This window comes from Corynebacterium diphtheriae (genome assembly GCF_001457455.1).
GTDB lineage: Bacteria > Actinomycetota > Actinomycetes > Mycobacteriales > Mycobacteriaceae > Corynebacterium > Corynebacterium diphtheriae.
In genome coordinates this window covers 320,258-345,717 of record NZ_LN831026.1, presented here as the reverse complement: position 1 = coordinate 345,717, position 25,460 = coordinate 320,258, and the positions used below count along the sequence as shown (strand labels likewise).

29 protein-coding genes and 4 tRNA genes are annotated in these 25,460 nt (G+C 54.7%); 7 read left to right on the top strand and 26 right to left on the bottom strand.

What is annotated here, in order from left to right; genetic code table 11:
• Nucleotides 1-82: 82 nt before the first annotated feature.
• From rplL to AT687_RS01700, 11 genes are all read right to left on the bottom strand, one after another.
• On the bottom strand, nt 83-463 hold the full coding sequence (rplL, locus tag AT687_RS01750) for a 50S ribosomal protein L7/L12 (protein ID WP_004566663.1): 381 nt from the start codon (nt 461-463) through the stop codon (nt 83-85).
• Between the two features lie 43 nt (nt 464-506).
• On the bottom strand, nt 507-1,022 hold the full coding sequence (rplJ, locus tag AT687_RS01745) for a 50S ribosomal protein L10 (protein ID WP_004566661.1): 516 nt from the start codon (nt 1,020-1,022) through the stop codon (nt 507-509).
• 311 nt (nt 1,023-1,333) lie between these two features.
• The gene (rplA, locus tag AT687_RS01740; protein ID WP_004566660.1) at nt 1,334-2,041 is read right to left on the bottom strand and encodes a 50S ribosomal protein L1; all 708 of its coding nucleotides are present in this window, start codon (nt 2,039-2,041) and stop codon (nt 1,334-1,336) included.
• A gap of 66 nt (nt 2,042-2,107) precedes the next feature.
• On the bottom strand, nt 2,108-2,536 hold the full coding sequence (rplK, locus tag AT687_RS01735) for a 50S ribosomal protein L11 (protein WP_004566658.1): 429 nt from the start codon (nt 2,534-2,536) through the stop codon (nt 2,108-2,110).
• A gap of 144 nt (nt 2,537-2,680) precedes the next feature.
• On the bottom strand, nt 2,681-3,472 hold the full coding sequence (gene nusG / locus AT687_RS01730; protein WP_004566657.1) for a transcription termination/antitermination protein NusG: 792 nt from the start codon (nt 3,470-3,472) through the stop codon (nt 2,681-2,683).
• 94 nt (nt 3,473-3,566) lie between these two features.
• Nucleotides 3,567-3,872: a preprotein translocase subunit SecE gene (secE, locus tag AT687_RS01725; protein WP_004566656.1), complete on the bottom strand. Its 306-nt coding sequence runs from the start codon at nt 3,870-3,872 to the stop codon at nt 3,567-3,569.
• A 102-nt stretch (nt 3,873-3,974) separates the two neighbouring features.
• Nucleotides 3,975-4,047: transfer RNA gene (locus AT687_RS01720), tRNA-Trp, on the bottom strand.
• 28 nt (nt 4,048-4,075) lie between these two features.
• Nucleotides 4,076-4,147: transfer RNA gene (locus tag AT687_RS01715), tRNA-Met, on the bottom strand.
• 38 nt (nt 4,148-4,185) lie between these two features.
• Nucleotides 4,186-4,258: transfer RNA gene (locus AT687_RS01710), tRNA-Thr, on the bottom strand.
• A gap of 191 nt (nt 4,259-4,449) precedes the next feature.
• Nucleotides 4,450-4,531 (bottom strand) — tRNA-Tyr (locus AT687_RS01705).
• A 51-nt stretch (nt 4,532-4,582) separates the two neighbouring features.
• Nucleotides 4,583-5,575 (bottom strand): polyprenyl synthetase family protein, encoded by a 993-nt coding sequence (locus tag AT687_RS01700; protein ID WP_004566654.1) that lies wholly within the window; start codon nt 5,573-5,575, stop codon nt 4,583-4,585.
• An 81-nt stretch (nt 5,576-5,656) separates the two neighbouring features.
• Here AT687_RS01700 and AT687_RS01695 point away from each other — a divergent pair, with 81 nt between their 5' ends.
• Both AT687_RS01695 and AT687_RS01690 read left to right on the top strand, forming a co-directional pair.
• Nucleotides 5,657-6,859 (top strand): geranylgeranyl reductase family protein, encoded by a 1,203-nt coding sequence (locus AT687_RS01695; RefSeq protein ID WP_014301384.1) that lies wholly within the window; start codon nt 5,657-5,659, stop codon nt 6,857-6,859.
• Between the two features lie 10 nt (nt 6,860-6,869).
• Entirely contained in the window at nt 6,870-7,820 is a 951-nt protein-coding gene (locus tag AT687_RS01690) for an L-lactate dehydrogenase (RefSeq protein ID WP_004566651.1), read from the top strand.
• Here the strand turns inward: AT687_RS01690 and AT687_RS01685 are convergent.
• From AT687_RS01685 to AT687_RS01665, 5 genes are read right to left on the bottom strand one after another with little or no spacing between them, the layout of a single operon-like run.
• Complete coding sequence (locus AT687_RS01685; RefSeq protein WP_004566650.1) at nt 7,807-8,496, bottom strand: demethylmenaquinone methyltransferase; 690 nt, start codon at nt 8,494-8,496, stop codon at nt 7,807-7,809. The genes AT687_RS01690 and AT687_RS01685 overlap by 14 nt on opposite strands.
• Complete coding sequence (locus tag AT687_RS01680) at nt 8,474-9,478, bottom strand: glycosyltransferase family 4 protein (RefSeq protein ID WP_021334851.1); 1,005 nt, start codon at nt 9,476-9,478, stop codon at nt 8,474-8,476. Before AT687_RS01680 ends, AT687_RS01685 begins: the two co-directional genes overlap by 23 nt.
• Nucleotides 9,475-9,867 (bottom strand): DUF3592 domain-containing protein, encoded by a 393-nt coding sequence (locus AT687_RS01675; protein WP_004566647.1) that lies wholly within the window; start codon nt 9,865-9,867, stop codon nt 9,475-9,477. Before AT687_RS01675 ends, AT687_RS01680 begins: the two co-directional genes overlap by 4 nt.
• A complete protein-coding gene (gene menD, locus AT687_RS01670) occupies nt 9,864-11,393 on the bottom strand; it encodes a 2-succinyl-5-enolpyruvyl-6-hydroxy-3-cyclohexene-1-carboxylic-acid synthase (protein WP_014318630.1) in 1,530 nt (509 codons plus the stop codon). The genes AT687_RS01675 and menD overlap by 4 nt, the downstream gene beginning before the upstream one ends.
• On the bottom strand, nt 11,377-12,339 hold the full coding sequence (locus tag AT687_RS01665; protein WP_014318629.1) for an o-succinylbenzoate synthase: 963 nt from the start codon (nt 12,337-12,339) through the stop codon (nt 11,377-11,379). Before AT687_RS01665 ends, menD begins: the two co-directional genes overlap by 17 nt.
• A gap of 4 nt (nt 12,340-12,343) precedes the next feature.
• On the opposite strand from AT687_RS01665, the gene AT687_RS01660 reads away from it, so the two are divergent.
• Together AT687_RS01660 and menE are read left to right on the top strand one after the other, a co-directional pair.
• Complete coding sequence (locus AT687_RS01660) at nt 12,344-13,210, top strand: 1,4-dihydroxy-2-naphthoyl-CoA synthase (protein ID WP_014318628.1); 867 nt, start codon at nt 12,344-12,346, stop codon at nt 13,208-13,210.
• A gap of 10 nt (nt 13,211-13,220) precedes the next feature.
• The gene (gene menE / locus AT687_RS01655) at nt 13,221-14,330 is read left to right on the top strand and encodes an o-succinylbenzoate--CoA ligase (protein ID WP_004566641.1); all 1,110 of its coding nucleotides are present in this window, start codon (nt 13,221-13,223) and stop codon (nt 14,328-14,330) included.
• On the opposite strand, the gene AT687_RS01650 is transcribed toward menE, so the two are convergent.
• Nucleotides 14,290-15,399 (bottom strand): HNH endonuclease signature motif containing protein, encoded by a 1,110-nt coding sequence (locus AT687_RS01650; protein ID WP_014318627.1) that lies wholly within the window; start codon nt 15,397-15,399, stop codon nt 14,290-14,292. The two genes, menE and AT687_RS01650, sit on opposite strands and share 41 nt — an antisense overlap.
• Nucleotides 15,400-15,540: 141 nt before the next feature.
• On the opposite strand from AT687_RS01650, the gene AT687_RS01645 reads away from it, so the two are divergent.
• Nucleotides 15,541-16,404 carry a 1,4-dihydroxy-2-naphthoate polyprenyltransferase gene (locus tag AT687_RS01645; RefSeq protein ID WP_014318626.1) on the top strand — a complete coding sequence of 288 codons (864 nt, stop codon included), beginning with the start codon at nt 15,541-15,543 and terminating at the stop codon, nt 16,402-16,404.
• On the opposite strand, the gene AT687_RS01640 is transcribed toward AT687_RS01645, so the two are convergent.
• Nucleotides 16,379-16,720, bottom strand: coding sequence for a DUF4229 domain-containing protein (locus AT687_RS01640; RefSeq protein ID WP_014316345.1), 342 nt, complete (start codon nt 16,718-16,720; stop codon nt 16,379-16,381). The genes AT687_RS01645 and AT687_RS01640 overlap by 26 nt on opposite strands.
• On the opposite strand from AT687_RS01640, the gene AT687_RS01635 reads away from it, so the two are divergent.
• Together AT687_RS01635 and AT687_RS01630 are read left to right on the top strand one after the other, a co-directional pair.
• The gene (locus tag AT687_RS01635) at nt 16,719-16,907 is read left to right on the top strand and encodes a hypothetical protein (protein ID WP_010934285.1); all 189 of its coding nucleotides are present in this window, start codon (nt 16,719-16,721) and stop codon (nt 16,905-16,907) included. The two genes, AT687_RS01640 and AT687_RS01635, sit on opposite strands and share 2 nt — an antisense overlap.
• A gap of 39 nt (nt 16,908-16,946) precedes the next feature.
• On the top strand, nt 16,947-17,216 hold the full coding sequence (locus tag AT687_RS01630; RefSeq protein WP_014301373.1) for an ArsR/SmtB family transcription factor: 270 nt from the start codon (nt 16,947-16,949) through the stop codon (nt 17,214-17,216).
• On the opposite strand, the gene ccsB is transcribed toward AT687_RS01630, so the two are convergent.
• Genes ccsB through hemE form a run of 8 tightly spaced genes read right to left on the bottom strand, consistent with a single transcriptional unit; the run spans nt 17,213 to nt 25,429 of the window.
• Entirely contained in the window at nt 17,213-18,112 is a 900-nt protein-coding gene (gene ccsB, locus AT687_RS01625) for a c-type cytochrome biogenesis protein CcsB (RefSeq protein ID WP_014318624.1), read from the bottom strand. The two genes, AT687_RS01630 and ccsB, sit on opposite strands and share 4 nt — an antisense overlap.
• Nucleotides 18,113-18,120: 8 nt before the next feature.
• Complete coding sequence (resB, locus tag AT687_RS01620; protein ID WP_014319767.1) at nt 18,121-19,713, bottom strand: cytochrome c biogenesis protein ResB; 1,593 nt, start codon at nt 19,711-19,713, stop codon at nt 18,121-18,123.
• 8 nt (nt 19,714-19,721) lie between these two features.
• Nucleotides 19,722-20,513, bottom strand: coding sequence for a cytochrome c biogenesis CcdA family protein (locus tag AT687_RS01615; protein ID WP_014318622.1), 792 nt, complete (start codon nt 20,511-20,513; stop codon nt 19,722-19,724).
• Nucleotides 20,510-21,070, bottom strand: coding sequence for a TlpA disulfide reductase family protein (locus AT687_RS01610; RefSeq protein ID WP_014318621.1), 561 nt, complete (start codon nt 21,068-21,070; stop codon nt 20,510-20,512). The genes AT687_RS01615 and AT687_RS01610 overlap by 4 nt, the downstream gene beginning before the upstream one ends.
• Entirely contained in the window at nt 21,071-21,679 is a 609-nt protein-coding gene (locus tag AT687_RS01605) for a histidine phosphatase family protein (RefSeq protein WP_004566627.1), read from the bottom strand.
• Nucleotides 21,676-22,968: a glutamate-1-semialdehyde 2,1-aminomutase gene (hemL, locus tag AT687_RS01600; protein WP_014318620.1), complete on the bottom strand. Its 1,293-nt coding sequence runs from the start codon at nt 22,966-22,968 to the stop codon at nt 21,676-21,678. The genes AT687_RS01605 and hemL overlap by 4 nt, the downstream gene beginning before the upstream one ends.
• A gap of 55 nt (nt 22,969-23,023) precedes the next feature.
• Nucleotides 23,024-24,376, bottom strand: a complete 1,353-nt coding sequence (locus AT687_RS01595; protein ID WP_014318619.1) for a protoporphyrinogen oxidase — start codon at nt 24,374-24,376, stop codon at nt 23,024-23,026.
• Between the two features lie 15 nt (nt 24,377-24,391).
• The gene (gene hemE, locus AT687_RS01590; protein ID WP_014301366.1) at nt 24,392-25,429 is read right to left on the bottom strand and encodes a uroporphyrinogen decarboxylase; all 1,038 of its coding nucleotides are present in this window, start codon (nt 25,427-25,429) and stop codon (nt 24,392-24,394) included.
• Between the last annotated feature and the right edge of the window lie 31 nt (nt 25,430-25,460).

Sequence of the window (25,460 nt, the reverse complement as noted above, 5' to 3'; positions counted from 1 at the left end):
AGTGCACATCACAATCATTTTCATTATTGGGGGTACGAAAAAACTCCCGCCCACAGAGTGGAACGGGAGCTTAATCAAAAGATTACTTAAGGGTAACCTTTGCACCAGCCTCTTCGAGCTTAGCCTTTGCAGCCTCAGCGTCGTCCTTGTTAGCACCCTCGAGGATAGCCTTAGGAGCACCCTCAACGAGCTCCTTAGCTTCCTTCAGGCCCAGGCCGGAGACGAGCTCGCGAACAGCCTTAATAACGCCGATCTTCTTAGCGCCTGCGTCCTCGAGAACAACATCGAACTCGGTCTTCTCTTCTTCAGCAGCAGCTGGAGCAGCACCTGCAGCAGCAACAGCAACTGGAGCAGCAGCGGTAACCTCGAAGACCTCTTCGAATTCCTTAACGAACTCGGAGAGTTCGATCAGGGTCATTTCCTTGAAAGCCTCAATGAGCTCGTCCTTGGTGAGCTTAGCCATAATGGTGTTCCTTTCGGTAAAAATTTAGTGAAGTTGTGGAGCTTTACGCTTCCTTCTTCTCCTGGAGTGCAGCGCCGAGGCGTGCAACCTGAGAAGCTGGAGCGTTGAATAGGCCAGCGGCCTTTGCCAAGTTGCCCTTCATGGCGCCGGCAAGCTTTGCGAGAGTGGTCTCGCGGTTGTCAAGCTCGGCAATAGCATCGACCTGAGCTGCGCTCAGAGCGTTGCCATCCATGTAGCCACCCTTGATAACGAATGCCTTGTTTTCAGAAGCGAACTTCTTCATAGCCTTAGCGGCATCAACAGCCTCGCCCTTAATGAAGGCAACAGCGGTTGGACCGGTGAGGATATCATCAAGGCCTTCGATGCCAGCTTCCTTAGCGGCAAGCTTGATCAGGGTGTTCTTGGCGACGGAGTACTGGACATCAGAACCCAGAGCACGACGCAGCTCAGTGATTTGAGCAACGGTCAAGCCACGGTATTCCGTGACGAATACAGAGTCAATGTCTGCAAAGCGGTTCTTCAGCTCTGCGAGGGACTCGGTGTTCTTTGGATTTGCCATTACTTCGCCTCCTTCCTCATGTATATCTTTTATTGTCTGATCCGCCGAGACTTCAATGAAAGCAATCAGCCAACAAAAAAGCCTCGTGCAAGAGCACGAGGCGCACATAATCCGAAAGGATTGTGAACTCTTCAGTGTCTCCTGCGTGGGCCGTTCCGCGTGGGAATCCTTCGAGCCCTAATGGCTGACCGACGGTCTTCGGTGAAACTTGAAATCATTCAAACTTCTTTGAGGAACCCTATCACCGATTCCATAACAGTGCAAATCATAGAAAAATCCCCCCAAGCTCTGCAGCTCAGGGGGAAAAATCTTTAAGCTTGGGTGTAGTTCTTCTGGATAGAAGGATCCACTGGAACGCCAGGTCCGAAAGTGGAAGTAAGCGTTACTTTCTTGACATAGATGCCCTTGGCGGAAGAAGGCTTGATGCGATTGACCTCATCAAGGAGAGCGCCGTAGTTCTCAGCAAGCTTTTCAGCATCGAAGGATGCTTTACCAATAATTGCGTGCAAGTTGGAAGCCTTGTCAACGCGGAAAGAGATCTTACCGCCCTTAACCTCGGCAATAGCCTTAGCAACGTCGTTGGTAACAGTACCGGTCTTAGGGTTAGGCATAAGACCACGTGGGCCCAAGACGCGAGCAACGCGGCCAACTTTAGCCATCTGATCTGGGGTAGCGATAGCAACGTCAAACTCGATGGTACCAGCGGTGATCTGCTCAATAAGCTCGGTGGTGCCAACGATGTCTGCACCTGCAGCCTGTGCCTCAGTAGCCTTTTCGCCTTCTGCGAAAACAGCAACACGAACGGACTTACCGGTGCCGTTTGGCAAGGAGACGGTTCCGCGGACCAATTGGTCAGCCTTGCGTGGGTCAACGCCCAAGCGGATAGCAACATCAACGGTTGCGTCGCAGTTCTTGGAGGAAGTCTCCTTGACCAGCTCAGCAGCCTTCAGAGGCGTGTATAGACGACCCTTGTCAATTTTCTCAGCAGCAGCTTTATAAGCCTTTGATTTATTGCCCATAATTAATCCTTAAAAGTAGTGGATGTGTGGTGTGCGGGCCGGAGCCGGCCCTGCCACAGGGAGAGATTACTTAACCTCGATACCCATGGAACGTGCGGTACCAGCGATGATGCGTGCAGCGTTCTCAATGTCGTTAGCGTTGAGGTCTTCCATCTTGGTCTGTGCGATTTCCTTGACCTGATCCATGGTCACGGAGCCGACCTTTTGGGTGTGAGGAACACCGGAACCCTTCTGCAGGCCAGCAGCCTTCAGCAGCAGCTTAGCAGCAGGTGGGGTCTTCAACTTGAAGTCGAAGGAGCGGTCTTCGTACACAGTGATCTCAACTGGGACCACGTTGCCGCGCTGGTTCTCAGTCGCAGCGTTGTAAGCCTTGCAGAACTCCATGATGTTCACGCCGTGAGCACCAAGAGCTGGGCCGACTGGAGGAGCAGGGTTTGCCTGTCCAGCCTGAATCTGCAGCTTGATAAGGCCGGTGACCTTCTTCTTCGGAGCCATCGAATTACCTCTTCCTTGTTAACAGCCCTATAAGCGATGGAGCTTATGTGACTGTCCGGATGCCGAGCCCCTAAACGTAACTCGGCCACCGGGAAATGTATGAATACGCGTGAGAAAACACGCGAGCAACAACACTACAGGATGTTAGCTGATCTTCTCAACCTGATCGAAGGCCAATTCAACTGGGGTTTCGCGGCCAAAGATCGATACCAGTGCCTGAATCTTTGCGTTCTCGTGGTCAATGCCCGAAATGGTTGCGGAAACAGAGGCAAAAGCACCGGACAAAATGGTGACAGCCTCGCCAACCTCGAAGTCCACAGCGGTCTTTGGCTTGGTGGAATCGGTTGGCATAGCGACGACCTTCTCACCCTCAGCGTTAACAGCCTCAGACTCGGTAGCCTCCTGAGGCATGAGGAACTTAGCGACGTCACGGTGCTTCACTGGGGTGGCGTTGCCCTCGTTGCCAACGAAGCTGGTCACACCTGGGGTGTCGCGAACAACGGACCATGAGCGATCGTTGATGTCCATACGAACCAAAACGTAGCCCGGCAGCAGCTTGCGCTTAACCAGCTTGCGCTTTCCGTCGCGAAGCTCGATTGCCTGCTCGATAGGAACAACGACATCGAAGATGGAATCTTCAACCTCGAGGGTCTGGGCGCGCATATCAAGGTTGGTCTTTACCTTGTTCTCGTATCCCGAATAGCACTGAATGATGTACCAAGCACCTGGGAGCTTCTTGAGCTCACGGGTGTACTTGCGCAGACGCGCCTTGTACTCAGCGTCTTCATTCTTCTCGCCGCCGGTGAGATCTGCCTCTTGGGCAGTTTCCTCCACAACTTCGAGTTCACCGTCAGCGGTGAACTCTTCAGCCTCAGCGGAAATCGTGTTCTGTACGGCCTCATCAAAGGCTTCTGCAAAGCTGTTTTCTTCGCTCATCCGTCATTCTCCTCGTTTTTCCAGAAGTCTACCCAATAAATTATCCCGCCGATCCGAGGATCTGCGGGATATAAAACCTTTTTTAGTAGCTTACCTACTTAGTAAGCACCTTCTCAACTCCGAGGCCGGCAAGGAAGTCTACTCCTGCAACCAACGCTGTAACCAAGATTAGGAAAGCAAACACGATCAACGTGTAGCTCATCATCTGCTGCGCGGTGGGCCAAATAACCTTCTTCATCTCTGAAGCTACTTCAGGGACGAAAGAAACAACCTTGTTCCCGTTACGCTCATCATCGCCACCCGTTGGGGCGACTTTCTTCGCCTCGTAGGAAGCGGTGGACGTAGTGCTAACACCAGCAAGCTGGCGCTTACCCGTTGGGCGTGGCTGTTGATCGCTCACAGCTCTCCTTGATGTTGAAAATTGGTACGACGTAGAAACTATATCAGAATAGCGATTAAGCAAAAAGCGCTGAACACGTAAGTGCTCAGCGCTTTCATTTTGCAGGGGCGACAGGACTTGAACCTGCAACCTACGGTTTTGGAGACCGTTGCTCTACCAATTGAACTACGCCCCTAGGCGCCTCTTTCATTTCTGAAAGATAGTAGCGATGGAGAGAATTGAACTCTCGACACAACGATTATGAGTCGTTTGCTCTACCACTGAGCTACACCGCCCCACTCCTTTATCCGGTAAACCCCGGATAAAAGAACAGAGCCCCCTGACAGAATCGAACTGTCGACCTTTTCCTTACCATGGAAACGCTCTGCCGACTGAGCTAAGGGGGCACAGCCTCTTTAGATTGTGTCAGTTTTTCTGACCCGCTCCGTTGAAGCCTCCAAAAGATTAACCCGAATCATTGTTTAAACACAAATCCCCAGTTCAAAACATGTTTTTGAACGTTTTTATATGCATTAATCCGTGAACCCTAGAATCAAAGAAAAACCCCGCCACTTGAAAAGTGACGGGGTTTGCACTGTGCCAGGTAGAAGATTCGAACTTCTGTAGGCAATGCCGACGGATTTACAGTCCGCTCCCTTTGGCCGCTCGGGCAACCTGGCGTGCTTGATAAAATTTAGCACAGCACCCTAGCCAAACAGCAAATCAGCAGGTTATCCGACTCGTTTCACGGTATAGTGCGCGAGACTACGAAGGGCATCCGTGGTGGAATTCTGTGGCAAGAGAGCCAATTGGCGCTCGGCTTCTTCGAGATAGCGGTGGACGTCGGCAAGCGCGCGTTCGCGACCTGTGGAACGGGCAAGGAGGTCGAGGGTGTGCGCGACGGTGGCGTCGTCGGTAAGCGGGCCGGTGAGTATGGAGCGTAGTTCTTCTCCAACGGCGGTGTCTTCGCTCAGCGCATAGAGCACAGGGAGGGTGAACACGCCCTCGCGAAGATCGGTGCCAGGGGTCTTACCAGAATCGGTGGTATCGGAGAAGATGTCGATGATGTCGTCCACGATCTGGAAAACCATGCCGATGGCTCGGCCGTAGGCACGCAATGCCTCTACATGTTCGGCTGAGGCTCCCGCATGCATAGAGCCCAAGAATCCAGCGGAAGCAATCAATACGCCAGTCTTTTCATTGATCACGTTAAGGTAGTGCTCGATGGGATCACCATCGCGGGCACCGATGGTTTCACGCATCTGACCGGTGACCAGTTCTGCGAACGTCTCCGAGAAGTGCGCCACGGTTTCTACACCAAGGTCGGCCATGAGGCGTGCCACGTGCGCGAGGAGGATGTCTCCAGCCAAGATAGCGACAGAGTTGTTCCACCTGAAGTTGGCGCTATCAACGCCACGGCGTTTGTCGGCCTCATCCATCACGTCGTCGTGATACAACGTGGCGAGGTGGGTCATTTCCACCACCACCGCAGCTTTGATAACGTTCTCGCTCATTGGCTGCGAGCCATACTGCGATGCCAGCAGCGCAAACATCGGGCGGAATCGTTTCCCGCCTGCCTCCGCTAGGTGCATGACCTTTTCTACGAGAAAATCTTCTCCTTTGGAAAGTTCTTCCCGTAAGAGATCCTCGACGCGGATCATTCCGGCCGCAATCTCCTCATTGAGGTTTTGCTCGCCGAGATCAACTCGCGTACCGTTGCCCATTCCTCAACTACCTTTGTCTCGTGTTCAGCTAACCCCCTAACCGTAGTCGAAATACTCGTACTTCTACACATACATGCCACAATGGGGCGCGTGAGTAATTCCCCTTTTTCGGTTGATGTTCTGGTGGTCGGCGGTGGCCCAGCCGGCTCGGCGGCGGCTATCCATGCAGCTAAAGCAGGTTATTCGGTATTGCTTATCGACGCCCAGCCCTTCCCCCGCGACAAGACCTGCGGAGATGGCTTAACGCCTCGCGCAGTACATCAACTAGAGGCACTTGGGGTGGATGTGACCTCTCGTTATCGCTCCTTCGGCCTGAAACTGCATGGTTTTGGCGGTTCGGTCACCGTCCCATGGCCGGAATCACACTTTGGCCAAGTAAGCTCCGCGATGCCGCGCATGGAATTCGATGCCATGTTGTGGGAAATGGCAGCACAGCACGCAACGACGTGGACGGCTACTGCCTCTGAAGTAGAGATTGATTCCGCGATTCGCAGTGTCACCATGTCCGATGGGCGCGTCGTCAAGCCGCGAAGCGTCATCGTGGCCGATGGTGTCCGTTCCACGTTTGGAAAACTGCTGGGACGCACATGGCACCGCGGCGAGGTGTACGGTATCGCGGCGCGCTCCTATTGCACCACACCACGCAGCACTGAGCCATGGATGCATTCGCACCTCGAGCTTCGCGACGACTCCACCACCTTGCCCGGCTACGGATGGATCTTCCCGCTTGGCGACGGCACCGCCAATGTGGGTTGCGGCGCGCTGTCCACCGATAAGCGACCAGCGAAAATCAATACCAAGAAACTGTTGCGTCACTACGCCAGCCAGCAGACAGACTGGGAATTTGGCACCCCCCAACGGGTGGCTTCAGCATTGTTACCCATGGGCGGCGCAGTCAGCACCATCGCAGGACCTAACTGGATGCTCATCGGCGATGCTGCCGCTTGCGTGAACCCTCTCAACGGTGAAGGCATCGACTACGGCCTCGAAACCGCAGCCTTGGCCGTAGCTCACCTTGATAACCCCTTGGAGTGGCCACACATTTTGCGAGAAACCTATGGTGAGGCATTCCTCTTGGCACGCACCGCAGCACGCCTACTCACCTACCCCCAGTTCCTTCCGCTCACCGGACCTATCGCCTTGCGCACCCCATTGATGGCTTCTGCGGCACGACTCATGGGCAACTTGGTCACCGAGGAAGACAAAGACATCGTGGCCCGCGCATGGCGAGCAGCCGGTTGGGGTGTGACAAAAATCCGTGGCGGGTCCCCATTGTGGGACTAAGCTCGACGGCATGAACAAGCTAGTAGTGATAGGCCTCGGCCATGTGGGTTCATACGTACTGAGCTACGCCATGGCATCGGGGTTGTATGCAGAAATTGCCACAATCGACACAAAACCAGGAGTAGCGCTCGGCGAGGCTGTTGACCTAGCTCAAGCCACCGGCGTTCCGGGAACCACCAACACCTACTGCCACGAGGGCACCTACGCAGACTGCGCCGATGCCGACGTTATTATCTGCGCAGCCGGCGAATCGATCGTCCCAGACCCTAACGATCCGACCCGTATGCCAGACCGCTCTGAACTCGCACAGATCAGCGGCGCAGTTATCCGCGATGTAATGACAAATATCACCGCGAATGTCGGCGAGAATCCACCGGTACTCATTTTGATTACCAATCCGCTGGACGCAATGGTTCATATCGCAGCCACCGAGTTCGGTTACCCCAAGGTCTTTGGCACGGGCACCATGCTGGACTCCGCACGCCTACGCTACATCATCGGCACTGAGCTGGGCATTGATCCCAAGTCCGTTACCGGCTACATGATGGGCGAACACGGCTCTACCTCCGTACCGATCCTCTCCCAGGTCAACGTCCAAGGCCTGCGCTGGGAGGAGCTAGAAGCTTGGCACGGAAAGCCACTACCAACTGCCCCAGAGATGCAAGAAAAGGTCGTTCGCGCGGCTTACGACGTCCTCCTATCAAAGGGCTGGACCAATGCTGGCGTAGCTCGCTCGGCCAACGAGCTAGCCAAGTGCGTACTACTCAACGAGCGCGCTGTACACCCCATCTGTACCCCACTCCACGGCGAGTACGGCCTCGAGGATGTTTCGCTCTCCGTCCCCACCGAGATCACCCACGAAGGTGCTGGACGCAAAATGCTGCCCCAGCTCAACGAATGGGAGCTAGAGCAGCTGCATAAGTCCGCAGAATTTATCCGCGAGACTGTTAGGAAGGCTTAACAGCCGAGTGAAGAGCCACGATGCCGAGGCTGAGATTTTGCCAGCCGGCATCGTGCCAGCCGTTTTCATTGATGGCCGCGGCGAGTTCTTCTCGCTCCGGCCATGCGCGGATCGATTCCGCCAAATACTCATAAGCCTCTGGGTTGGTGCCTACAACCTTGGCGATTAATGGCAGTAGCTTAGTTAGATATTCCTTGTAGATGGTTTTAAAACCAGGCAGGTTCGGGGTGGAAAACTCCGCGATAGTAATACGACCACCAGGCTTGGTTACTCGCGCCATCTCGCGCAAAGCCATACGGAAATCATGAACGTTGCGCAAACCATAAGAAATGGTGACAGCGTCAAAGGAGTTGTCAGCAAAGGGCAGCTTCATGCCGTCGCCCACAACCTTGGGAACATTGCGATCCTTACCGGCTGCCAGCATGCCTTGGGAGAAATCGCACGCAACTACCCATGCACCAGATCGGGTGAGTTCCACGGTAGACACCGCTGTTCCTGCCGCAAGGTCGAGCACGCGTTCACCCGCTTTGAGCTGGAGACGCTCACGGGTCTTTTCCCGCCACTTTTTATCGCGCCCAAAACTCAACACCGTATTGGTGATGTCGTAGTTCTTGCCCACGCCGTCGAACATTTTTGCAACGTCGAGGGGCTTCTTATCCAATGATGCCTTTGCCACGGTTGTCCAGTGTAACAACATCACGATAATGGGCGAAGAGCTGGTTGCAGACAGTCTCCCACGTCACCACTGTCGACCGCGGATCAAAGTCATGCGCAAGCACATAATCAACGGCCTGTTCTATGCCTTCGGTAATAAATATCCCGTTGGCAGGTGTTATCAAATCAATCGGCCCACCAGAGCGCGGTGCCACAACCGGCACACCGCTGGCATGGGCTTCTTGGATGGTTTGACCGAAAGTCTCGTGATCCCCAGTGTGGACGAAGACGTCGAAACGCGCGTATTCGCAGGCCAGTGCCTCTCCCCGCAACTGACCTAAAAATCGAGCATTCGGCATCGCGCGCTCTAATTGCTCTCGCAGGATGCCATCGCCCACAATGACCACCTCAAGGTCGTCGCGGTGGTTAAGCGCTGCTAGGCGGTGCACCGACTTTTCAGGTGCGAGCCGGCCCACGTAGCCCACCACTTTTTTGGGGTTATTTTTTGGACGCGGATGAAAAAGCTCAGTGTCAACGCCTCTACCCCAGAGCTGTACGTTTTTGATTCCGTGGTTTTCCAGTTGCTCTTTCGCCGGTGTTGACGGCGCCAATGTCAAGGCCGCGCGGTTATGGAACGCCCTCATCCACGACCAATGCGCGTTTTTTAACCACGTAAGGTGATAATGCTGCTGGTAGGCAGCCACATCGGTTTGATAGACGGCCACACAAGGCACCGCCATTTTCTGAGCAATAAACGCCGCCCGCGCGGCAAAAGCATAGGGCGACGCTAAGTGAATCATGTCAGGATCAAACGCCCGAAGTCGCTTTTCGACGCCCACCGGCAGGCCGATAGGCAAGGTACGAATCACATTGACGCATATGCGCGGCGCAATGACCAATACCTCATGCCCATGTGCTTTGGCGTATTCCTCGATCCGCAGCACGGAGTTAGTCACCCCATTGATATTGGGAAGATAGGACTCCGTGACAATAGCGACTTTCACAGCCGGCCCACGATCCACCACAAACCAGCAAAGATGAGGCTTGCAACAACCCAAATACTCAATGCTGGGATGATCGCCAGCGTCCAAGCGCGACCCTCCACCTTGACCAAGTCAGGATTGTCCTTGCTGTAGTTCACCCACACGCGTTGTCCGCGTCCAAGACCGGTGGGATACATTAATCCACCCTTGGGAGAGTGATACATATTGTCCTCGTCTTGGTACTCAACCGTCGTGCGGAAAGTACCCACATCCAGCACTTTTGCAAGAACTCGACCTGAATTGCGCGCAATGTGATAGTCATTGATCGCAGGACCAATAACCATGCTGGCGCATCCCAAGACGGCTGCCGCATACAAAGCTAGGACAAGTTGATGGAGGCGGCGTTTCACAGCGTGAGAGCCTTATCAATATCGCGACGCGTCGAACGCGTAGTCACAGCCTCAATAATATTGAATCCGGCACTATCCGTCGTATCAATCAACGCCTCAATCAACTCCGGCAGTGTTTCCGCACGCAGGTAGTTCACCCCATAGGCCTGCGCAATTGCCTCAATGTGCACACCATGCGGAGTACCAAAGGCCTGTTCAAAACTGGGGCGGAACTCTGGAGCCCCAATCTCAAGTGTTTCAAAAATGCCGCAGCCATCATCGTTTGCCACCACGATAGTCAGATTCTCTGGACGTGCCCCCAACAAGCCACCAACATCATGCAAGAATGTCACATCACCCATCAGCGCCACCGTGCGATCAGCACGAATTGCCGTCGCGTCACGGTGCTGCACATCCAGCGCCACGCCGACCGCCTGCGACACGGTGCCGTCGATACCCGCAGCCCCACGAGCTGCGAAAATATCTACCCCGCCCAGTGGCATTCCCACCAAGGAGGCATCGCGAACCGGATTTGACGCACCCAAAAATAGTGTGTCGCCCACAGCCATCGTGTCTGCAACCGCAGCCGCAACATGCAGGCCAGTAAAACCATGCCCCTCCAGCACTTCCTTTACCCGATCCGCACACAGCGTCGATGCATCCTCACAGATCTGCAACCAACGCTTATCTAGCTCCCCCGTCACCTTCACGCGACTGCCTACCGCTTGGGGATTGCCAGTGATTGTATCGGTCTTAGTCAGCACCGTTACCGGAACATCGGCCAACAATGACAGCACCGCACGGTGCAGCGTAGGGTGCCCCACCACCACAATATGTTCGGGTTTAATTTCCTTGTGCGCAAAGATTTGAGCCGCCAGCGGATGTACCGGATGATACGGCGCCGGAGCCGATGGTTCTGCAATCGTAGGAACATCCTCCAATCCAGGAACTTCCCACGCCTCATCGCCAGCTACCACGAGAATTCTTTGATTTAGATTGAGTACAACTTCGCCATGATCAACCTCAATCACTTCACGAACGCACTCCACTGGATCACCTACTTCAGGCAACACATCCACAAGTGGCACATCCAATGCAACATTAATATGGATTACATTGCGCGCAAAGGAAATGGAGTTAAGGTCAGCAACATCAACCACATGATCCGTGTCCACCACATTAAAAATGCCACGCTGCTCAATCGTCTGATTTGCCCCCGTACCATGCAGGCGCTCAGGACGATCCGCCGACACCATAATCAACGGAGTATGAGAATACGCCGCCTCAACCATCGCAGGAGCACAGTTAGCCACAGCGGTACCAGAGGTAGTCACCACAGCAACGTGACGCTTGCTAGAACGTGCAAGTCCGAGAGCCAAAAACGCCGCCGAGCGTTCATCGATACGCGTGTGCACACGAATATCATCGCGAGCAATTAGTTCCAAAGACAGCGGAGAATTCCGCGACCCAGGACAAATAACAACGTCAGTGACGTGGCGGGCAAGGGTCGCTGCGACTGCGCGGGCAAGCTCAGGGGATGAAGTCATGCAGACATTCTAACGCGCCCCGAACCCGCTCCAGCCACCAATCCCGGCGCGGGCCAGTGACCTCGAATTCCGCCAAGCGCGCCGGATCAGGGGCCAGCATCTCCGCCGACATCTTACCGTCCACGATCGTACGTGGCTCGGTCACATCCTCGACGAAAAGTCGCTGCGTAGCAAGCCCCGCCGGATTGGAGTCGATAGCCGCGGCCACAGCTATACCGGCATTCATCCCCACGCCAGTGTCTAGGGCGCTCGCCACAGTAAGGTTCAAGCCGCGCTGCTGATAAAACTTGGCAATATCCACAATATTGCGCGGGCCACCTAGCGGGGCAGCCTTTACCACTGCAACATCCGCCGCATGGAGCCGCGCCACCTCGTAGGGATCACTGACCCTACGAATCGACTCATCCGCAGCGATCGGCACCGAAATTCGCCGCCGCAGCTCCGCCAACTCCGCAACGCTTGCACAGGGTTGCTCCATGTATTCCAGCTCCCCCAAGCGTTTCGACGCCGCCACGGCCTGATCTACCGTCCAACCGCGATTGGCGTCCACACGGATGCGCGCATCAGGCAGCACCTCCCGCACCATAGCAACGCGTGCGGCATCATCGCCTTCCGCGACTTTCACCTTGACCGTTGTGCACCCCGGGTAACGGGCAAGAATTTCAGGGACCTGATCTGGAGAAACCGCTGGAATAGTTGCATTGACCTCCACGGTATCGCGAATCATCGGAGGTGGCCCTTGAAACGCCATCTCCAAACCGCACCGCAGCCACTGCGCCGCTTCCTGCACACCGTATTCCACAAACGGCGAGAACTCCCCCCACCCCTTGGGGCCGTCGAAAAGCACCGCCTCGCGGACCATTATGCCGCGAAACTTCACCCGCATGGGGAGAGCAACCACATGAGCACGTTCGAGAATTTCGTCCATAGGGGCGACTATAGTCACCCTTATGAATCCAGAACTTTGGAAGCCAGTCGAAGGCTTTGACAACCTCACCGACATCACGTACCACCGCCACAGCGAAGAAGGCATCGTCCGCATCGCCTTCGACCGCCCCGAAGTACGCAACGCTTTTCGCCCGCACACCGTGGACGAGCTCTACCGCGCACTCGATCACGCCCGCCAAACCTCCGACGTAGGCACCGTGCTCCTTACCGGCAACGGCCCCTCACCCAAAGACGGCGGCTGGGCATTTTGCTCCGGCGGCGACCAACGCATCCGCGGACGTGCAGGCTACCAGTACGAAGGCGACCCCGCACAAGCCGGCCGCCTCCACATTCTCGAAGTACAACGCCTGATTCGCACCATGCCCAAGGTAGTCATCGCAGTAGTCAACGGTTGGGCCGCAGGCGGCGGACACTCCCTTCACGTCGTTTGCGACATGACCATCGCGTCTCGCGAACACGCCAAATTTAAGCAGACCGACGCCGATGTCGGATCCTTCGACGCTGGATATGGCTCCGCGTACCTCGCCAAAATGGTGGGCCAGAAATTCGCCCGCGAAATTTTCTTCCTAGGCCGCACCTACGATGCCGAAACTATGCAACGGATGGGTGCCGTCAACATCGTCGTTGACCATGCCGATCTCGAAGACGAAGCCATCCAGGTCGGACGCGAAATCAACGGCAAATCCCCTACCGCGCAACGCATGCTGAAATTTGCCTTCAACCTCACCGACGACGGACTCATGGGACAGCAAGTCTTCGCAGGCGAGGCCACCCGATTGGCCTACATGACCGACGAGGCCGTAGAAGGCCGCGACTCCTTCCTTGAAAAACGCGACCCCGATTGGTCACGCTTCCCTTATTACTTCTAAAATTTTCAGCATGATCCTCGAACCCCTCATCGTCCCCGCACATCCCAATGAGATCCTCGATGAGCTCGAGGCCGCGATAGCTGGCGAACGCTGCTACCTGCCGGTACCGCCCAACGACCAGCTGCTTAGCCGCACCCTGAAAGCCGGACAGCCCATCGACGACGACATCGCTCTCGTCGTAGCCACCTCCGGCTCCACAGGCACACCCAAAGGCGCACTTCTAACCGCCGCCAACCTTGTCTCATCCGCCGACGCTACCCACCAGTACCTCGGCGGAGAAGCACAGTGGCTACTCGCTATGCCTGGCTACCACATTGCCGGAATCCAGGTACTTATTCGATCACTAATTGCTGGGTACGACCCCCTTATTCTCGATGTCTCCCACGGGTTCAACATTTCCGAATTCGCACGCATCGCCAACACTTTGGACGACACAACCTACACATCGTTGACCCCCATGCAGTTGCTCAAAGCCATGGACACCCTCGAAGGTATTGAATCGTTACGACGTTTCGCCGCGATCCTTGTGGGCGGAGCACCCTTGCGTGCCGACGACCTCCGCGCCGCGAAAGAACTCGGGATCAACGTTGTAACAACCTACGGTTCCTCCGAAACTTCCGGTGGCTGCGTATATAACGGTCGCCCCATCCCCGGTGCCAAAGTTCGCGTTGTCGGCGAACGAATCCACCTCGGCGGACCAATGGTGGCGCGCGGATACCGCAACGGTGAAGAATTCGGAGACTGGTTCATCACCTCCGACACCGGCACAATCACTGACGGCGTGCTCACTGTTACTGGACGTGTGGATACGATCATCGACTCAGGTGGACTAAAAATCCATCCCGAAATTCTCGAACAGCAAATCCTGAGCGTCCGCGGTGTTTCAGGAGTATGCGTTGTGGGCGTACCAGATCGACGCTTGGGGCAAGCCATCGTAGCCGCATACGAAGGAAGCGCCCATCCCACCGAGATCATCACCGCTCTTGATGACCTGCCGCGCTGGCAATTGCCCAAAGACATCCGCCGTGTAGACCAGTTGCCACTCATTGGGCCTGGCAAAGTAAACCGCCAAGCAGTACTCAAGATGTTCGATACTTCAATTTCGCATCGCGGCGCTTAGTCCGCGCCTCCACCCGCTGAGCAAAACTCTGCCCAAACATCACCCCCTCTGCAGCTGTTGTCACTTCCGTGCCATCAGCCATGATCCAGTCCACCGCGATTCCATTCGCGGAGACACAATCCACGGCTTTGGACGTTTTGAGGTTGTGATGGTGCCGGCATAAGCATTGGGCGTTGTTGGGAGTGGTCCTTCCTCCTGCGTCATACTCCTCGATATGGTCTATATCGCAGTGCGAAGCAGGAACCATACAACCTGGGAACCGACAATGCCCATCGCGTGCTTGGATGTAATCACGCATAGTTGCTGGGAACGCGTAGGCGTTGGTCGATGCTTGCTCCGCTTTATCAATATCGTGGTATTTCTTTTCAAGCCCCACCGCAATGGAATCGGGCACGCGAGCACCACTAAGGGTATAAACCGCGTCACTCATCTTTGGCTGGAATAACTTAATGCGGACACCGCCACCCGTAGCCAAAATGACCAGCGCAGCTTCATCATCGCAGGAATGCACCCGCTTTGTCTCCGCGATACTTTCACGAATCACCTCAGCAGAAGCATCCGAAAGCACAATATCTAATCCAGTTTTGCCCGTGCCTGCGTCATAAAACATCGCACGCACTTCTTTTTCCTCTACTACGTGGGCCTGCTCCAGCTCTACAAGGAGCTGGCGGATCACATTGACAATCCTTCTCGGACCGGGCAAATGTTGCCGATCACGAGTAGGAGTCAACATCTTGACCAATACCGCATCAATATCTGGCCAGTGTTCCTTGCGTACCCCGCCTAATGCCTGAGCAATGGCCATCAGGCGCGGCATATCAAGATGCCACAACTGAAGAAACAGCTTATGCAGCCCTTTAAGCTCTAGCAGTGTAGAGATTGCGTCGATACGCCGGAGTACAAAGTGCTCCGTTTTATCAATGCGCGCACCCAACGCTGAGCAATAAGCAGTGACATCATCGTCTGGATGAGGTTGCACACGAAGCCATCTTTGATATTCGAACTGATTGAGCAATATTTCTTCACAAGCGAACTCGTCCCCAATATCGCAACAACGATAAAAAGCCATATTTCCCCCTTAAAATCACTATATACAGGCACCATAGCACCCGGCCCTAACATCTACCCCCACTTGCGGGTTCGAACAATTGTTCGTTACTATCCAACTATAAATTAACCACACAAGAAACGCAATGGAAGAATAGACAACATGTCTCAAGCAACCTTTGCCGATTGGAAAGAAGGCGCTCGCCCACACACTTGGGCAAACGCCTTCGCGCCCGTCATCGTGGGAACCGGTGCAGCCGGGGCCGGAATCGTATGGTGGAAAGCCTTACTCGCACTCATCGTGGCCTGGGCCCTCATCATCGGGGTCAACTACGCCAACGATTACTCCGACGGCATCCGCGGCACGGATGACGACCGCACCGGTCCCCTCCGCCTCACCGGATCCGGACTTGCCGAGCCGGCAGCAGTAAAACGCGCAGCATTTATCGCCTTCGGATTCGCCGGCATCGCAGGAATTGCCCTATCCCTCACCAGCGCATGGTGGCTCATAGCAATCGGCCTCCTATGCGTCGCGGGAGCATGGTTCTACACCGGCGGAAAAAATCCATACGGATACCGCGGACTTGGCGAGGTTGCCGTCTTCATTTTCTTCGGCCTAGTCGCAATCATGGGCACACAATTCACCCAGCTTGGGCACGTCACATACACAGGATTCGCCTGCTCGGTTGCGATCGGCGCAATGTCCGCAGGAGTAAACCTAGTAAACAACCTGCGCGATATCCCCACAGACAAAGAATCCGGCAAGATCACCCTTGCCGTCCGACTCGGCGATCCCACAACCCGCATTCTGTATTACGTGCTCATCACCTTGCCGTTTCTCGCTTCCATATCGTTTTTCTCTTGGGGATCGCTAGGTTTACTCGCACTCCCCCTAGCGGTCAAAGCTGCACAGCCCGTAAAAAATGGTGCCACAGGAAAGGATCTCATCCCCGTCCTTGGCACCACCGGAAAAGCCATGCTGGCATGGTCACTACTGACCACTATCGGTTTGATAATTCTCGCTTAACCCAATCCTTTTCCGCCTTGCGCTGCTCACTCCACAAAGCCACAGCCTGAGTGGCGCGAACCCGAACACCCTTAAAAAGGAAAACAGATAGCGGCATAGCAACGATCAGTGCTAACGTAGCCGAAATCAACAGTGGCACAGGCGCCTGAATAGCCACCGCCATTAATTGAATAACCGCGGTAAGCACAACAAAGAGAATAAACCGTGCAAGACCATAAACGACTACAGCCTTTCGTGCCTCAGACTTCACGGTAGGGTCTATGACAGGCTTTTTTATTTCATCCACCCACAAGACCCTACCGGAAAAGGAAACCATGGGCCGACTCATTATTCTCCTTGTTCTTATCGCAGCAATCGTACTGCTATGGAAAGCTTTCGGGCCCAAAACCTGGAAATCCCCCGAACCGCCACAAATCAAAGGGCCTGACGATGATGAGGATTTCCTGTGGAAGCTCGAGCTCGAACAATACAAGAAAAGAAAACGAGATAAAGAGCAAGAATAGCCGTTTTACTTAGCCTAACCTTGCCTATATAGTTCATGTATGCAATCCGTTAAGGCGGCCGCCCTTTTTAAGGTGCTCTCAGATCCAACGCGCCTCCAACTGCTTTACTTGGTAGCAGAAAATCCCGAACGACTCTGCTGTGTCGATCTCTCAGAGGCACTTGCCGTCTCGGCGCCCACGGTCACACACCACATGAAAAAACTCGCCGATGCCAACCTCGTCACCCGCCACAAACGTGGCAAATGGGCATATTACGAGATAGTCAACGACGAGTTCGCCCGCGTACACGAGCTCATCCGGACGCTCTAATTCAGGCCAGCATAAGAGTGCAGGCCTGACACCACAATATTAATAAAGAACAAGTTAAACACCATGGTTAACAATGCCACGATATTGATCCATGCGGCCTTGGTGTCACGCCACCCTGCGGTAGCACGAGCATGCAGATAAGCCGCATACAAAATCCAAGTAATAAACGCGACAGTCTCCTTAGGGTCCCAACCCCAGAAACGACCCCACGCACTCTCCGCCCAAATAGCACCAAGAACAATACCCAAACCAAAAACTGGCACAGTCACAATGGCCGTACGGTAAGCAATCGCATCCAACGTCTTAGCAGAAGGCAACGGCGACGTTAAAGCCGTAAGACGCTTGTTCTTGCTCATACGCAGCAGATACAACAAGGACGCCACCCCAGAAATCAAACCAATCGACGCGCCAATGGAAACCGTCGATACGTGAATCGGGAACCAGAAGGACTGCAAAGCAGGAACCACCGGAGCGGAATCCGCATACAGCTTAGTACCGCCGTAAAACAACAAGGCCAACACTGGGGTAAGCACCCACGGCCACATAACCCGAAGCTCATGGCGCTGCAAGAAACCAGCAGCCACAGCAACGGCAAACACGCTGATCACCAAGATGTACTCATAGAGGTTTCCGAAAGGGAATCGGCTCGCCGACAAACCACGCAACACCACGGAAGCAATGTGGACAAAAACACCAAGCCACGCAATCATCTGCGTCATACCAGCGAACTTATCCGCCGATGCCGTGGAGGGCTCTAGGCCTTCACGGCGCTGATCAATGATTCCCTTAACCTTCATGTAGTACACGATGGATAACACCAACGCGATGAAGTAAATAACGAAGCTCGATGCGAAAGCCATATCTGATAGCTGCGCAAGGTTCGAGTTGACGTTCATAGCACCTCTTATCTCCCTAGCTCCGGATCAGAATACTCTGGATCCGGCAATCCGAGAATTTCACGGTGAATTCTGTCATATTCCTCGCCCCAACCTGCACGGTCGGTACGCGCCAAACCACCCGTCTCAATTTGGGTAACCGATGGGCTTACCGGACGCAAACGCACCCAAATACGACGACGCTTAATCACCAAGGAACCTGCAAGCGAGCCCAAAGTAATAATCGAGAACAAAAGAGTCCATACCTGCGTGGGATCATGACTGATCTGATAATTCGCAAACTCCTCAGCACCCTCAAATGTCACAACGGTGCCATCATCAAGTGTGACCGACTCCCCCTTTGTGAGGTTAACCCGCTCCAAACGCTGCAACTGTCCCGAATGCACAAGTGAGGTATCCAACTTGAAGAGATTCTGCCCCTTACCGGAATCAAGGCCATTGTCACCACGGTAAATGTCGATAGCAACGGCCGGATCCGTCATCGCAGGGAACCGCGACGTTAATAATTCATGGTTCTCCCCCTCCCACGAAGCAGTCGGGGCAAAAAGACCCTGAATAGCAAGCTGGTGCTGGCGACGGTCATAAACCGAGTCATACATACCCGCCGGTGGATCAAAACGCACCACGCCATCAGACAAGAAGAAAGTCGGATCCGTTGGCTGCCACTGCACAGTCTGCGTACGCTTTTCACCATTAGGCCACTGAATGCTAAACGTCGGCGCATAACCATGCCCCTGCAAATACACGCGGTCGCCAGCAATACGCAGCGGATGATTCACACGCAGCGAATAGTCATCCCACGTAGAAACATCATCGAAAATTCGATCACCCTGCGCATACGACACATTCGAGCTAAACATCTTAGCTTGACCATTCGGCAAATAATCAGCCGTAAAATCATGCGCCACAAAACAAAACGGATTCAACCCAGTGCCATCGAAAACCGGCCCGGCGCGGAAAGAATCATAGTTAGCGGTAGCCGTGTTACAGAACTCGGTGCTCTTTTCATCGCCAGTAACAATAATGACTTGCCCCTCATAGGAGAACATCTTGCCCACCGCGATGGCAGCCAGCATTCCCACCAAGCCGAGGTGAAAAGTCAGGTTGAAAAACTCACGCAGATAGCCGCGCTCAGCGGAAAACGAAACAGCGCCAGCACGGTCCTGGTCCGCGGAGTATTCCGCCACGTGCCAGCCTTTGAAGTGGCTACGGATGTCGATTTCGTCGATAGGCTTATCGACGCTCCCCACCCCGTGCATTGGCAAGCGATCCAAGTTTTTAGGTGCTCGGACCGGCTGCGTCTTCATAGCTTTGTAGTGATCCCACGAACGCGGAATGATACAGCCAATAAGCGAAAGAAACAGCAACCCGAAGATAGCGTTGAACCACGTCGAGCTGAAAACGTCGAAAAGCTGAAGCTTGTCGTAGATCTCCGCAATCTTGCCGTTGTTTTGAATGTACTCAATAACTTTTGACTCATTGAGCGACCGCTGAGGCAACAAAGCCCCAGGGATAGCGGCAACCGCCAAAATGAATAACAGGGCAAGAGCCGTACGCATACTGGTCAGCCAATTCCAAGCCTTTTTTAAATAACGCACCATGATTCCTCTTAAATCAACGTGGCACCGTACTCGACGGTCCATTGACGTACCCAGTTAACAAAATGAGCCCACTGCCCAGACACCAACGCCAGCCCCACCAAAACCAACGCACAACCACCGATGATTTGAATAATGCGGGAATACTTACGCAGACCCATCATCACGCGAGCAGAACCCAACGCAACAATAAGGAAAGGAATGCCCAAACCCACGCAATAACCAATAATGAGCAGCACACCTCGCAACGCGGTCATACCCTCAGTACCTGCGGAAACAGAAATAATTGCGGCGAGCGTAGGCCCCAAACATGGAGTCCAGCCCAAAGCGAAAACTCCCCCCAGAAGCGGGGCACCCAGAATTGTCGACCACCGACGAGGAGAAAAACGGTGCTCTTCCTGCAACATCGGAACCGCACCCATGAACACAAGTCCCATGACGATAGTGACCACACCGCCGATACGCATCAAAGTGCCAGCATTTAATGTCAGAGCACTAATCGCACCAAAAACAGTGGCCGTGGCCAAAGTAAATACCACCGTGAACCCAAGGACGAACAATAAAGCCGCACCAACAACTCGCCATCGACGAGTGCGCACCCGAGGGCCAGTCTCACTGAGCTCGACTTCTGCGCCCACAACGCCTGCAAGATAGGACATGTAACCAGGAACAAGCGGGATGACGCAAGGACTCGCGAAGGAAACAAAACCTGCCAATGCAGCGGCCAAAATACCTAAAAGGAGAGGACCAGAGGAAGCGACATCTGCGACGCTTTCCCCTAGTCCACTAGCGAGAATATTCATGAGAGAGAATCAATAACCTTGATCAGATCCTGGGCAGTTACCTCACGGAGAAACACTGCCGCTGGGCGGTGCTGTTTATCCAAAACGATGGTAGTAGGAACAACAGAAGCGGGCACGCCACCCAGCTGAGCTGCGGTTTTAAACGGTGGATCGTAAATGCTGGGATAGGTGATGCCGTTATCTTTGACAAAGTCTTGGGCAATGTTCTTGCTGTAATCGCGCACATTGATACCCACAACAGTGCCCTTGTCTCCCAGATACTCGTGTACTTCTTGGAGATCATCCGACTCGCTACGGCACGGAGCACACCACTGCCCCCACGCATTGAGCACCACAATCTTGTCCTTGTAATCGGCCAAGGATACGGGATCGGAGGTAAGACCCTCGCCACGGATCTCGCTCACAGGGGCACGCTCGCCCTCATCGTAAAAGATTTCCGTCTTGCCACCAGGCGAATGGAACTGGAATGTTCCGCCCACAGCTACCGCATCCTGACCTGCTGAACCACACGCAGAAAGCAGCATGGCAGCAGCAAGCACGCACACGAGTTTTTTCATCTAAATCTCCTGCGCTGGTTCGGTGTAGATGTAGTCGACAACATCGCGGCCACGGAACACCAACGAGCTGACGCTGGCCAAATCACACTGGCGAACTGCTGGATTATGCGCCAAAAACTTGCCCTGAACGTGGCGCTGAACGCACACGATAGGAAGCTGGTGGCTCACGATGATCGCCTCGTGGCCTTCGGCCTCCTCGCGGATGTCCCAAATCGCATCCATCATGCGCTCAGCAATGTCCTCATAGTGCTCACCCCAGCTTGGCAGCAACGGATTGACCATGAGCGGCCAGCGAACTGGATTCCACAGTTGGGAGCGAAAACCCTTAACACGCAGGCCTTCGAATTGGTTACCCGCCTCCAACAGGCGATCGTCGATACGCACGTCGAGGCCCAGAGTTTCCGCGAATGGCTGCGCCGTTTCCTGGGCGCGCTCCAAAGGAGAGGAATACAACGCCACCACGTCATGCCCAGCAAACGACGCCGCCGTGCGCGCCGCCATGCTGCGGCCACGTGAGGACAAGTGATAATCAGGGATCCGGCCGTACAAAATACGCTCAGGATTATGAACCTCTCCGTGGCGGACGAGGTGAACAATAGTAGTTGTCATTTTGCCTTTCCTGCGGCTTGAGCTGCGGGGCGAAGCGCCTTTTCGATCTTGTCAAAATCATCGTCGGTCAACGCCGCAGAGACAAACCACGTCTCAAAAACACTAGGTGACGCATAAATTCCGTTATCCAACAGCGCATGGAAAAACGCAGGGAACCGGAACGTATCCGCAGCCTTCATATCATCAAAGTTGTGGCCCTCGCCCTCAGCGAAACGAACCGACAACATCGTGGCAGCACGCTGAATATGGTGCGCAACACCCTCACGATCCAAAGCCTCATGCAACAACCCAGCCAAGCGGTCCGCATTAGCACGCACCGTGTCATACACCTCAGGCGTAGCAAGCTCCAACGACTTCATACCAGCCGCCATCGCCACCGGATTGCCCGACAACGTACCCGCCTGGTACACAGGACCCTCAGGGGCAAGGTAGCGCATAATATCCGCGCGACCACCAAAAGCAGCAGCAGGAAGACCACCGGAAATCACCTTGCCAAACGTGGTGAGGTCACCTGCAACACCATCGACGCCATACCAGCCGTTATAAGAGGTACGGAAGCCCGTCATCACCTCATCCAAAATCAGCAGCGCACCATGCTCATGCGCTACCTCTTTGAGCTTGACATTGAAGTTATCCTGCGGTGCCACCGTGCCCATGTTTCCGGCGGCGGCCTCGGCAATCACACAAGCGATCTGATCAGGATGCGCCTCAAAAGCGGCACGGACTGCCTCAATATCGTTATAAGGAACCACGATGGTATCGGCAGCCGACGCGCCCGTCACACCAGGGGAATCCGGCAACGCGAACGTCGCAACGCCCGAACCCGCCGAAGCCAACAACGCATCCACATGGCCGTGGTAGCAGCCATCAAACTTGATGATCTTCGGGCGACCAGTAAAGCCACGAGCCAACCGCACCGCCGACATCGTAGCCTCAGTGCCAGAATTGACCATGCGCACTTCCTCCACAGAAGTACGATCCACAATCATCTCCGCGATCTTGACCTCGGCCTCCGTCGGAGCACCGAAAGACAAACCGTTGGTTGCGGCCTTCTGCACAGCCTCAACAATCTCTGGGTGCGCGTTACCCAACAACATTGGGCCCCACGAACAGACCAAATCGACGTACTCGTTGCCGTCTACGTCGTAAAGCTTGGACCCCTTCGCCGAATGAATGAAACGGGCGTGGCCGCCCACTGAGCCGAAAGCGCGCACAGGGGAATTCACACCACCGGGAGTGAACTGCTGAGCGCGCGCGAAAAGTTCCTGAGATCGTTGCGTAGAAGTCATGCCGACCATCCTATCCGACATGAAGATCACAACGCTTATCGACGCCGGCCACGTCTCAGTGATCTTCCAGTAGCTTTGCCACCTTAGTTGCAGAATCAATCACCGCAGGAACACCCACGCCATCGGCCCAAGCGCCAGTGGCATAAATACCCTCTGGCAGTGCGTCCTTAATCGCAGCCACAAGATCGCTATGCCCTGGCCCGTACACCGGCAAGCCACCGAACCAGCGCTGCACATATATCTCCGACAGCCCAGCCGCACGGCCATCAAAACCCGTAACAGTCTGAAGATCATCAAGTGCGGTATCCACCAGCAGGTCTTCGTCGGCACGCGCAATGGCATCATCACCAAAACGGCCAAACGACGCACGCACCAACGCGCCACCACGCTGCCCCAAATGCGGCCACTTCTTCGAAGAAAATGTAAACGCCTTCGCAGTAACCTCTGCATCCGTCGCAACCAAAATGCCCGAATTATCCGGCAGCCCCTCCGCGGAATCGAACTTCATACCCACCACCGCAGAGCTCGCCAACTTGATGTTTTTCAGCAACGCCGACGCCTCCGGTGCCACAGACTTCAACAACATCGCCGCCGTCGGAGCTGGAACCGCCACAATCACCTTGTCAAAGGTTCCCTCAGCACCCGTCAGCGTGAACCCATCCTTCCACTGAATGCCAGTAATAAAGGCATCAATGTGGATCTTCGCACCCGACTTCTCCGCCAGCGCCTCATACAGCTCCGCATAACCACCAGGGAAAGCCGCAAACACACTCGGCTTATAACCACGGGCCTTATTACGCTTCTCACGATCAGCCATAATCGACTGCACCGCAGCGGTAATTGTGACTGGCTTGCCTTCTTCTTTCAGACGATCCAACGCACGCGCCAACTGCGGAACCGTGTCCCGCAACGAAAGATCATCAGAAGTAGAGGAATACACGCCACCCTGCAACGCCGACACCACGTGATCCACGAGGTCGTCGCCAAAGCGCTCACGCAAAACCTCCCCCAGAGTCACCTCCTGGGGCCAGTCCATGGAATCAGATTCGGCGTCGATACGCGCGGCAGTCTCCGCGCTCACCAACTTTTCCAAACCCTTCGACGAGCCTGGAATCCCCATCACCGTATTCATCGGCATCGGATGCAACTCACCATTGACATACAACAACGACGGCAACCCCGAAGGCGACACAACCTCAAGACCTAACTCCTTAAAAAAGGCCGTCGTATCCTCACGAAACGCCAAATACGCCTCCGCACCCATATCCGTAGGGCCAGACTGAAACGCAACCGTATGCAGCTTGCCACCAATACGGTCAGTCGCCTCGAAAACCGAAACATCATGGTCACGAAGACCATACGCCGCAGTCAAACCCGCAAGCCCCGCACCAATGATTGCAATACGCACGTTGAAAGTCCTTCTCTAGAAAGTATGGATTATCTCGACAGCACGAGTAATCGCATCAGGATCAGTATTCGGCAAAACGCCATGTCCAAGATTAAAAATATGGCCAGTTGCATGACCCGCAGCAATCGCACGATCCGCCTCCGCACAAATACGAGCGATCTCACGACGCATAACATCCTCACCAGCAAACAAAATAGCCGGATCCAAATTACCCTGCAGCACCTTCGGCGACACCATCCGCTGCGCAGCCACATCAAGCGGCACCCGCCAATCGACGCCCACCACTTCGCTACCAGCCTCACTCATCGCCGTCAGCAACTCCCCAGTGCCCACACCAAAGTGAATACGAGGAACATCGCCAACCTGCGCAAGGATCTCCATAGAATAGGGCAGCACAAACTCACGATAATCCCGCTCAGACAAAAAGCCAGCCCACGAATCAAACAACTGCATAGCCTGCACACCGGCATCAATCTGAGTACGCAAAAACTGCACAATAGTAGGAACCAAACGCTGCATCAGTAGATGCCACGACTCAGGGTCTTGGTGCATCAGCGACTTAGTCTTCTCATGGTTCTTACTCGGGCCACCTTCAACCAAGTAGCTCGCCAACGTAAAGGGCGCACCAGCAAAACCAATCAGCGTTTGCGCGTCGTTCAGCTCCTCGCGAATGATGCCAATGCCTTCAGCAACCTCGTGGACATCGTGGTCCAGAATGGGCAGGTTCTCAATATCTTGGCGAGTAAGCAACGGATGATCCATGACCGGGCCACGGCCAGGGACGATCTCTACACGAACACCTGCAGCTTTAAGCGGCACCACAATGTCAGAGAACAAAATCGCAGCATCCACATCGTGGCGTCGCACCGGCTGCAACGTGATTTCCGCCAGCATGTCGGGGCGGAAGCAACTGTCCAACATGCTGACCCCCTCACGAATCTCACGGTACTCGGGCAAGGAACGTCCAGCCTGGCGCATGAACCAAACAGGGCGGCGGTGCGGAGTCACACCCGCCGCGGCGTCAAGAATAGGATTGGGCATGCTCACCATCATGCCCAACTTTTGGATGATATGAAAGCAAGGC

Excerpts from the sequence above, each read along its gene's own strand:
- rplL (WP_004566663.1), bottom strand. The coding sequence starts at position 463 with ATGGCTAAGCTCACCAAGGACGAGCTCATTGAGGCTTTCAAGGAAATG.
- rplA (WP_004566660.1), bottom strand. The coding sequence starts at position 2,041 with ATGGGCAATAAATCAAAGGCTTATAAAGCTGCTGCTGAGAAAATTGAC.
- resB (WP_014319767.1), bottom strand. The coding sequence starts at position 19,713 with ATGGTGCGTTATTTAAAAAAGGCTTGGAATTGGCTGACCAGTATGCGT.
- AT687_RS01640 (WP_014316345.1), bottom strand. The coding sequence starts at position 16,720 with ATGGTTTCCTTTTCCGGTAGGGTCTTGTGGGTGGATGAAATAAAAAAG.
- AT687_RS01700 (WP_004566654.1), bottom strand. The coding sequence starts at position 5,575 with ATGGGCAACGGTACGCGAGTTGATCTCGGCGAGCAAAACCTCAATGAG.
- AT687_RS01610 (WP_014318621.1), bottom strand. The coding sequence starts at position 21,070 with ATGAAAAAACTCGTGTGCGTGCTTGCTGCTGCCATGCTGCTTTCTGCG.
- AT687_RS01615 (WP_014318622.1), bottom strand. The coding sequence starts at position 20,513 with ATGAATATTCTCGCTAGTGGACTAGGGGAAAGCGTCGCAGATGTCGCT.
- AT687_RS01630 (WP_014301373.1), top strand. The coding sequence starts at position 16,947 with ATGCAATCCGTTAAGGCGGCCGCCCTTTTTAAGGTGCTCTCAGATCCA.
- menD (WP_014318630.1), bottom strand. The coding sequence starts at position 11,393 with ATGACTTCATCCCCTGAGCTTGCCCGCGCAGTCGCAGCGACCCTTGCC.
- hemL (WP_014318620.1), bottom strand. The coding sequence starts at position 22,968 with ATGACTTCTACGCAACGATCTCAGGAACTTTTCGCGCGCGCTCAGCAG.
- AT687_RS01690 (WP_004566651.1), top strand. The coding sequence starts at position 6,870 with ATGAACAAGCTAGTAGTGATAGGCCTCGGCCATGTGGGTTCATACGTA.
- AT687_RS01635 (WP_010934285.1), top strand. The coding sequence starts at position 16,719 with ATGGGCCGACTCATTATTCTCCTTGTTCTTATCGCAGCAATCGTACTG.
- rplJ (WP_004566661.1), bottom strand. The coding sequence starts at position 1,022 with ATGGCAAATCCAAAGAACACCGAGTCCCTCGCAGAGCTGAAGAACCGC.
- AT687_RS01605 (WP_004566627.1), bottom strand. The coding sequence starts at position 21,679 with ATGACAACTACTATTGTTCACCTCGTCCGCCACGGAGAGGTTCATAAT.
- AT687_RS01660 (WP_014318628.1), top strand. The coding sequence starts at position 12,344 with ATGAATCCAGAACTTTGGAAGCCAGTCGAAGGCTTTGACAACCTCACC.
- nusG (WP_004566657.1), bottom strand. The coding sequence starts at position 3,472 with ATGAGCGAAGAAAACAGCTTTGCAGAAGCCTTTGATGAGGCCGTACAG.
- ccsB (WP_014318624.1), bottom strand. The coding sequence starts at position 18,112 with ATGAACGTCAACTCGAACCTTGCGCAGCTATCAGATATGGCTTTCGCA.
- menE (WP_004566641.1), top strand. The coding sequence starts at position 13,221 with ATGATCCTCGAACCCCTCATCGTCCCCGCACATCCCAATGAGATCCTC.
- AT687_RS01650 (WP_014318627.1), bottom strand. The coding sequence starts at position 15,399 with ATGGCTTTTTATCGTTGTTGCGATATTGGGGACGAGTTCGCTTGTGAA.
- AT687_RS01695 (WP_014301384.1), top strand. The coding sequence starts at position 5,657 with ATGGGGCGCGTGAGTAATTCCCCTTTTTCGGTTGATGTTCTGGTGGTC.
- hemE (WP_014301366.1), bottom strand. The coding sequence starts at position 25,429 with ATGATGGTGAGCATGCCCAATCCTATTCTTGACGCCGCGGCGGGTGTG.
- rplK (WP_004566658.1), bottom strand. The coding sequence starts at position 2,536 with ATGGCTCCGAAGAAGAAGGTCACCGGCCTTATCAAGCTGCAGATTCAG.
- AT687_RS01645 (WP_014318626.1), top strand. The coding sequence starts at position 15,541 with ATGTCTCAAGCAACCTTTGCCGATTGGAAAGAAGGCGCTCGCCCACAC.